The following is a 607-nucleotide window of genomic DNA, read 5'->3' as shown; positions in this document are numbered from 1 at the left end:
GGAGTACCAACAACAAACGCACGTGGAAAATTTTTTTTTTCGCGCTTTATTGTTAAATTAACCATCAATGACCTCAAAGTGACGCAACTTTATTAATAAAGGTAATAAAGGTAACCCAATAATAGTAAAAAAATCTCCTTCAATTTTTTCAAAAAGGTGGATACCTTCTCCTTCAATTTGATACACGCCCACACTGTTTAAAATATCCGTCTCTACACGAGCAAGATAACGCTCAATGAATTCTGATGACAGAGGACGTACTGACATATGAGCACTAAAAGCTTCAACCCAAATTTCTTGGCCATTCTGAAATAAAGCTACTGCACTATGAAGAGAATGAATCTTTCCTGACAAAATGCACAAACGTTGATGTGCTTCTTCTATACTTTTAACTTTATGAAAGACTTGACCTTCTAAATCAAGTATTTGATCACACCCAATAACTAAGGCCTCAGGAAAACGCTCAGAAACATTTTTTGCTTTTGCACTTGCAAGAAAACAGCTAAGTTCTTTAGATGTTTTTTCTTTTGCTGTTTTTTCTATCTCTCTTTCATCAAAAGTAGCTCCTTCAACAAAAAAATTTAAACCTGCTTTTTTCAACAATTGT

The 607-nt window shown here is 34.1% G+C and carries 1 protein-coding gene; it reads right to left on the bottom strand.

Features of this window, described 5'->3' with window-relative positions:
• Positions 1-57 precede the first annotated feature (57 nt).
• A partial coding sequence (locus ACFIO5_RS12790) for a Maf family protein (RefSeq protein ID WP_375705607.1) occupies positions 58-607 on the bottom strand: 550 nt, incomplete at its 5' end.

It is taken from the genome of Bartonella sp. AA86SXKL (genome assembly GCF_042196885.1).
The sequence above is the reverse complement of the archived record's forward strand: the minus strand, read 5'-3'. Positions and strand labels throughout refer to the sequence as shown.